The organism is Acerihabitans sp. (assembly GCF_036398755.1).
Classification (GTDB): Bacteria; Pseudomonadota; Gammaproteobacteria; order Enterobacterales; family Enterobacteriaceae; genus Acerihabitans.
Genome location: NZ_DASWOM010000009.1, coordinates 1 through 7558, shown reverse-complemented (window position 1 = coordinate 7558; position 7558 = coordinate 1). Strand labels below are relative to the sequence as shown.

Here is a 7558-nt window from a genome sequence, read left to right as displayed (position 1 = left end):
GGTTATCATTGGCAAAGCGACGTGGATGCGGCGCGGGTGGTCGCCAGCGCCGTGGTTGCCACCCTGCATACCAACGACGCCTTTATCCAGCAATTAGCCAAAGCCAAGGCGGAAATCCGCGCATTGAACTCGGCGCAGTAGCCTATTTGCCGGCAGCGCCGCTACCGCGCACGGTGCGGCCTGCCGGCCCGACATTACCCATGCGCGCAAGCGCTATCCCCTCTATTTGCCGGCTAATCGCAGCCCGCCTCCTGCCGGGAAATATAATATTTGTCTATGCGGCATATCTGGCTGGCAAGGCCGTGCAGCACGGCTTCGGCGTGGGGAAACAGGGATGATATGCCAAAACGCGGACGCTGAAAACGATCGGGCCGGAACTTTTGGGCCCTACCGCGGCAACCCGGTTATACGCTTAACGCCAGCGTAAAATTTTTGATGTCTATCACAATGCTGATATATCACACTGCCTCTTGATCATATTTGGCGCACCCTCCTCTTGCAATCATCGAAATATACTGACAACGTTCCCACAACATAATTTTAATATCCGTCTAACTGATTATGAACACGAGGACAATTGATGAAAAAAGCTCCCCAACGGCGGGTGACCATAGTGGACGTGGCGAAACGTGCCGGAGTTTCCAAAAGCACGGTGGCCCGCGTATTGGCCGGAGCATCGAATGTTTCCGAAGCGGCAAGCGAGCGGGTATTACGCGTAGCCAGCGATGCGGGTTATGAACGCAATCATCTGGCGGTAGGCATGCGTTCAGGGCGCAGCGGCTTGCTGGGCATGGTTATTCCTGATATCACCAATCCGTTCTGGGCGCAAGTCGCCCGCGGAGCGCAGGACCGCGCCGCGCGGGAGGATATGTCATTGCTCGTATTCTCATCGGACTGGGATGCCGGCAAAGAATCCATGCACCTGCGGGCGATACGCCAGGCTCGGGTCGATGGCGCGATTATCAATCCTGTAGCCGACAATTTCGACGATCTCGGACGCTTCGGCTTACCCTTTGTGTTTATCGGTTCCAGCTCGGAACGGTTTCCCGATTCGTCAAGCGTCGGATCTGACATTGCCCAGGCGGTGCGCCTGGGCATGGATTTATTAGCGGCCAACGGACATCCAACCCCCGCCTTAATCCTCGGTCCAAGGGCGCGCCTGGCTCGCGCCCGCTTTCTGCAAACGGTGCACGATCATTGCGTTGAACGCGATATCGACCCGGCGGCGCTGCAAATGGAAGATGCGGAATACACGGTAACTGGGGGCAAACTGGCTATGAGCCGGTTGCTGGAGCGCAGGGGAAAAACCCCTATGGCGGTATTTGCCGCCAACGATCTGATGGCGCTCGGCGCGATGATCGCCGTACGCGAAGCGGGTCTGCGTTGTCCGCAAGATATATCGATCCTTGGATTTGATGGCATTCCCGCCGGCGAATTCTCCTGGCCGGGATTGACGACTATCGAAAAACCGGGACGGCAAATCGGCGAAAACGCCGTCGAATGCCTGCTTGAAGAAATAGCCGGCCGTCCCAAAGGCCGGATCTATATGCCATGCCGACTCATAAAGCGGGATTCCGTTTGCGATTTGTCGGTACCGGCACCTATCGGCGCAGCGGCTGGGAGATAGCGTATGAGTGCAAGCGAGGAGATGATGATATCTGATAATTCCATTAAGCGTGGGAACGTACCCACGACACGGCGTAAATGGCTAAAAAGTTTTCGTGAATGGTGGCCATATTATGTGATGCTAACGCCCGGTTTGATGTTCTTTTTTATTTTTCATTATGTGCCCGTATGGGAGGCCAAAATATCCTTCCAACAATTGCGTATTATTCCTCCCAATGTTTGGGTCGGGTTTAAACACTTTGAGACGTTGTTTTCCTCGCCTATTTTTTGGCAAGTATTGGTTAATACGGTGATCATTTCGGCGATGAAAATCCTTTTCGTCTTTCCGGTGCCGATTGTTGTGGCGTTATTGCTCAATGAAGTTCGCGGCGGCAAATTACGCAAATTTATCCAGTCCGCCATTTACTTGCCCCATTTCCTCTCATGGGTGGTTATCGCCGGTATTTTCATTGCGGTGCTGTCCCCCAGCAATGGCGCAGTTAATGATGTGCTGGGTATCTTTGGTCTGCAACCGGTCTCTTTTATGACGGACCAGGGGGCGATTCGCTGGGTGCTGGTATTCTCGGAGATCTGGCGTTCGGCCGGCTGGGACAGCCTGCTTTATCTCGCCGCCATCATCGCCATCGATCAGGAACTTTATCAGGCCGCTGAAATTGACGGTGCGGGACGTTTTCAGAAAATCTTATATGTCACCCTGCCCGGCATTATCCCCACCATCGCCACGCTATTTATCCTTAACGCGGGCCTGTTCCTCAATACCGGTCTCGATCAGGCGATCAATTTCATCAATGACGCGGTGCGCAACAAAATCGATATTGTCGACACGTATGTCTATCGCATCGGACTGCAGACCGGGGAATATTCGCTGGCCACGGCCGCGGGGCTGTTCAAAGCCATACTCGGCATGCTGATGATTGTCAGCGCGCATCTGCTTTCCAAACGGCTGACCGGCAAGGGGGTATGGTAAATGTCCATGCAAAATATCCGCAGATCGCCGCTTGAGCGTACGCAAAACGCCATTATTATTTCGAGCTTGCTGTTTCTGGTGGTATTAACCATCCAGCCCCTGCTGAACTTGTTGGCTCTCTCGCTTTCCGATCCGGCCAAAGTGGCGGGCATGAATGGCCTCACCCTGCTGCCGCAAGGCTTCTCCCTGGAGGTGTGGAAGTTATTACTCGGCAACCCCGCCGTACAGCGCGGCGTGCTTAATTCCATCTTCATTACGCTGTCCAGCACCTTTCTCGGGGTCATTTTCACCGCGCTAATGGCCTGGACGCTATCGCGGCCCAAATTACCGGGGCGGCGCATCATTTTTGTCATGGTGCTGATCACTATCGTGTTCGATCCGGGCATCATTCCCGACTATTTCCTCAACAAACGGCTTGGACTGCTCGACAGTTACTGGTCGGTCATTCTGTTTAAAGCCGTCAACGCCTGGTATTTGATTATTCTGGTGCGCTTTTTTGAAGAAATACCGAAGGAACTGGTCGCGGCATCCGAGCTCGACGGCGCCAATGCTTTTCAAATCTTTTGGTACATCGCGCTACCGCTGGCAAGACCCGCGCTGGCGACCATCACCCTATTCTATTTCGTTTTTCACTGGAATGAATTCTTCCGCGCGATGATTTATTTAAATGACCAGTCAAAATGGCCGCTGCAAGTGGTATTGCGCCAGTTCGTCGTTGAAGGCGACAAGATCGCCATGGTGGGGCTCGGTAATTCCGCCAATTACACCGGCGCCGGTCAAATAAATATCCGCGCCCTGAGCGCGGGCATGATTTTGTTAACGATTGTGCCGATTTTGGCAGTGTATCCGCTAATTCTGAAATTCTTCACCAAGGGTGCGATGAGCGGCGCACTGAAGGGCTGAAGATCGTCCAAAAGCGTGCTTGAGGAGAAAAAAATGTCAGCAAAAAAAGTGTTAACCATCATGGCGGCCCTAGCGCTGTTCGCAGGCATGACGCTGCCGGCATGGGCCGATCCGGTGACGATTCGCGTCGTGTCAAAGGATTTGCTCAGCACCAATCCCGACGATGTCCGGCTGCTTAAAAACTATGAAGCCGCCATGAAAGCCAAAGGAACGGACCTGCATATTCAGATCGTCGATCTCCCCTCCGCGGGATATTCCGACAAGCTGAGCGCCATGCTGTTGGCTGGCAATATCCCGGATTTGATCTACTTCCAAAAAGGCGATCAGAAAATGGCGGAGCAAGGCATTCTGGAAGACTGGAATAAATGGCTGCCGCAAACCACCTATTTGAAAAACGCGCTTTACCCGCATAACGTCGCGCGGCTGAAAAACTACCCCTACCTGTTGTACATCTTCCCGCCGCGGGTGGCGCAACCCGTAATCCGTCAAGACTGGCTGGCCAAGACCGGCCTGGCGGCGCCTAAAACCGTTGACGATTATGTCGCGCTGTTCCAGGCCATCAAGACCGGCGACCTGGATGGCAATGGCAAAGCGGATACGTTCGCCATCACGATGGCGGATAACACCGACGACCTTGATGCCATTTTCAATCAGGCATTCGGCATCAGCAAAACCTGGATAAAGCAGGATAACGGCCAGTGGATCAATTCTCGCATTTCCAATCAGGAGAAAAACAAAATCGCTTTTTATGCTTCATTGCGCGCCAAAGGCCTGTTGGACCCTGAATACATCACCACCAAATGGAATGTGAAGGAAGACAAATTTTATTCCGGCCAGGCAGGGATCATCTTTGCGAATTCGGCGGAAAACGCCGTGGTCTATGACGGCAAAATGCGCCAGGCCGCCCCCGGCGCAAACCCGTCGCTAATCCTGCTGGCGCCGCCAAAAGGCCCAGCGGGCCAAGGCTTGGCCGCTCTCGACGTCGCAAAAGAATCGCGGGGGTTCGCCATCGCAACCACCTCGCAGCATAAAGCTGAAGTGGTTAAATTTCTCGATTTTGTCGCCAGCCCGGAAGGACAGCAAATCGAGCAGTTGGGTTTCGCCGGCGAACAATATACCAAGGATGGAGATACCCTTAAGCCCACTGAAAAAATGGGTACCTGGTACTGCCGTTTTATCAGCGCGGCCAACTGGCAGCCCCCCGCCCAGCTCTCCGTCAATATCAAACAACAATTCCTCCAATCCCTCACGGTCAACACCACGCTGGATGACACCTTCGTCTGGCCGACCGACTATGCCGAGGCCAATGATTCCGCGGAAAATGTGTATCGGGCCTGGATTTACCGGTTCATTTTGGGCAGCGCAAAAATGGATCAATGGGATCAATATGTTGCCGAATGGAAATCCGCCGGCGGCGAACAAATGACGACCTATGCAAGGAGTGTTTTAGATGCAAAATGAAACGGCTATGTCATCCCTTAAAGGGCGCATCCGCGCCGTCCTGTTTGGGATCGCTTACGGGGATGCCATCGGCGCGCCCATAGAGAAACTTTCCGCCGCGCAAATCCGCCAGCGTTACGGCCGGGTTACGTCGCTCAATACTCAGTGGCACCGGATATCGGAGAGTGAAACCGTCCGTCTGGGTCGCGTGCGCGGCAACGGTATCGTCACCGACGACACCCATATGACGCTTTGCCTTATGTCTGTCTATAACGATGTCAAACGGCATATCGATGCCTGGGACATGGCGACGGGAATGGTGCGCGAAATCGCCCAGACGCCGCGCTGGTTAGCCGAACTACAGCGGGAAGGGATGCTGATAGAAAGATTGTTTTATCCGGAAAAATGGATTTTCCAGCGCCACCAGCTGGCTGGCTGCGACCCGCGCGAAGGGGGTATTGGCAATATGGTGAATTGCGGCGCCGCCATGTATATCGCCCCGGTAGGCGTGGTGAATGCCTGCGACCCGGTGCGTGCCTATGATGAAGCCATCGCGTTTGCTTCGGGCCATCAACAGAGTTTTGGTCTGGAGGCCGCGGGCGTTCTTTCCGCCGCCATAGCCGCCGCGTTTATTCCCGGCGCGACCATCGATGCCGTGGTGAAAACCGCCCTTTCAGTGGCCAAAGACGGCACCCGCAACGCCATCTATGACATCGTGGACGCGGCGCAGACGCTTAAACAGGCGGATTACCAGACCCAAGTCGATACTTTCCACCGTATCATCCAAAAATACTCGCCCATGGGAGATAACGTTTTTCATTCCACCCGCCAGCCGGGGGGGGCGACCGATGCCTATCGGCCGTCGCGCCTTAATTCCATTGAGGAGTTACCGCTGGCGCTGGGCTTTGCGGTTATTAATGAGGGCGATTTTTATAAAACCATTCATGACGGAATCAACTCGGGGCGCGATACGGATTCCATCGGCGTCATGGCCGGCGCCATCCTCGGTGCGTTGCACGGCGAGAGCATCATTGATGCCGCGGCAATGCAACAGATCGAGGGCCCTAACAGGCTGGAGCTATTCGCCTGCGCTGATGCCTTCAGCGAAACCGTGCTAACCATCCAGCAAGCGGATCGCGCCGCCGATAAGGCGAAAAACAGCGCGCGCGATGCCCTTGTTATCCCCGCAGCGATAAGGTGACGGATGATGTCTGAAATCGAATTACGTCATGTTGATAAGCGCTATGGCGCGATCTCCATTCTTAAAGATATCTCGCTGGACATGAACAACGGCGAGTTTGTGGTTCTGGTCGGCCCCTCCGGCTGCGGTAAATCAACGCTGCTGCAGATGATTGCCGGGCTGGAAGATATTTCCGCGGGTGAAATCAGGATCGGCGGCAAGGTGGTCAATGATATGCCCGCCAAAGAGCGCAATATCGCCATGGTGTTTCAGTCGTATGCGCTCTACCCCCATATGAAAGTGGCGGAAAATATGAGCTTTGCGCTGAAGCTGGCCAAGACGCCAAAAGCGGAAATACGCCAGCGCGTGCAGCACGCCGCTTCGATCCTGGGGCTGGAAAATCTGCTTGGCCGCTTCCCCCGGGAACTGTCCGGCGGCCAGCGCCAGCGAGTAGCGATGGGCAGAGCCATAGTCCGCGATCCGCGGGCATTTTTATTCGACGAACCCTTGTCCAATCTGGATGCCAAACTGCGCGTTAAGATGCGTAGCGAAATCAAGAAACTGCATAAACGCTTAGGGAAAACGACGGTCTATGTCACCCATGACCAAATAGAAGCCATGACCCTGGCGGATAAAATAGTGGTGCTGAACGAGGGAAGAATTGAGCAAGTGGGCACCCCTCTCGAACTTTATAACCATCCGAATAGCGTTTTCGTCGCCAGCTTTATCGGCTCTCCCGAGATAAACCTGGTGACCGCCAGGGTGCAGGGCAATGTCGCCATACCCGATAACGGCCCGGCGCTGCCCTTGCCATTTGCCCTGCCCAATGGCAGGGAGATCGTCTACGGCATCAGACCCCAGCATATCATGATCGGCGACCAGGGTATTGCGGCCACCGTAACGCTGGTGGAACCGACAGGAGATAATCAGGAAGTCAGCGTTCAAGCCGGCGATGTCAATTTGTATGTCATCGCCAATAGCGAACACCCGGTTTCAACGGGCGACGAGATCAAACTGAGCGTTGACCTTGATAAGGTCCTGCTTTTTGATAGTCAGGACAAAACCAGAATCGCGATGGCGGGCATGTAAAACCCCAGACGCCCCGCGCAGACGGCTATCCGCGGGGCGTTAGCGCCAATGCGGAACCCAATGATATCTGACGGCGGGCTGCGAATCCCATATACTGCAACCACGGGATAAACATAAGAATAACGTTTACGCAGGCAGGTGTAGGGATGGAAACGGTTAGCTTCCTGGCTCAGCTATCGCACCAGGTTATACTTTCGGCGCCGCTTTTTTTGCTCATCGCCACGGGGTTTTGTCTTGGGCGCTTTGCCGGCTGGCCCGAGTCGGTCAACGAGGGGCTCAACCGGTTTTGTTTTACCGTTGCCCTGCCCTGCATGCTGTTCAAAGTGATGAGTAAATTTTACCAAAGCCCCGCC

At 54.5% G+C, this 7558-nt stretch carries 7 protein-coding genes and 1 pseudogene; all 8 read left to right on the top strand.

All coding sequences use genetic code 11. The features are described from left to right. Window positions 1-141 (top strand): annotated as a pseudogene (locus tag VGC33_RS01420) (phosphatase PAP2 family protein); the annotation flags it as partial. 439 nt (window positions 142-580) lie between these two features. Next, the gene (locus VGC33_RS01415) at window positions 581-1627 is read left to right on the top strand and encodes a LacI family DNA-binding transcriptional regulator (protein WP_331118272.1); all 1047 of its coding nucleotides are present in this window, start codon (window positions 581-583) and stop codon (window positions 1625-1627) included. 303 nt (window positions 1628-1930) lie between these two features. Next, on the top strand, window positions 1931-2593 hold the full coding sequence (locus tag VGC33_RS01410; protein WP_331118270.1) for an ABC transporter permease subunit: 663 nt from the start codon (window positions 1931-1933) through the stop codon (window positions 2591-2593). A gap of 6 nt (window positions 2594-2599) precedes the next feature. Further along, the gene (locus VGC33_RS01405; RefSeq protein WP_331118268.1) at window positions 2600-3496 is read left to right on the top strand and encodes a carbohydrate ABC transporter permease; all 897 of its coding nucleotides are present in this window, start codon (window positions 2600-2602) and stop codon (window positions 3494-3496) included. Window positions 3497-3529: 33 nt separating this feature from the next. Beyond that, window positions 3530-4957, top strand: coding sequence for an extracellular solute-binding protein (locus VGC33_RS01400; protein ID WP_331118266.1), 1428 nt, complete (start codon window positions 3530-3532; stop codon window positions 4955-4957). Beyond that, window positions 4947-6137 carry an ADP-ribosylglycohydrolase family protein gene (locus tag VGC33_RS01395; RefSeq protein WP_331118264.1) on the top strand — a complete coding sequence of 397 codons (1191 nt, stop codon included), beginning with the start codon at window positions 4947-4949 and terminating at the stop codon, window positions 6135-6137. The genes VGC33_RS01400 and VGC33_RS01395 overlap by 11 nt, the downstream gene beginning before the upstream one ends. Before the next feature lie 6 nt (window positions 6138-6143). Continuing rightward, entirely contained in the window at window positions 6144-7205 is a 1062-nt protein-coding gene (locus VGC33_RS01390; protein WP_331118262.1) for an ABC transporter ATP-binding protein, read from the top strand. Window positions 7206-7351: 146 nt separating this feature from the next. Then, window positions 7352-7558: AEC family transporter (locus VGC33_RS01385; protein ID WP_331118260.1), on the top strand; the 207-nt coding region annotated here is incomplete at its 3' end.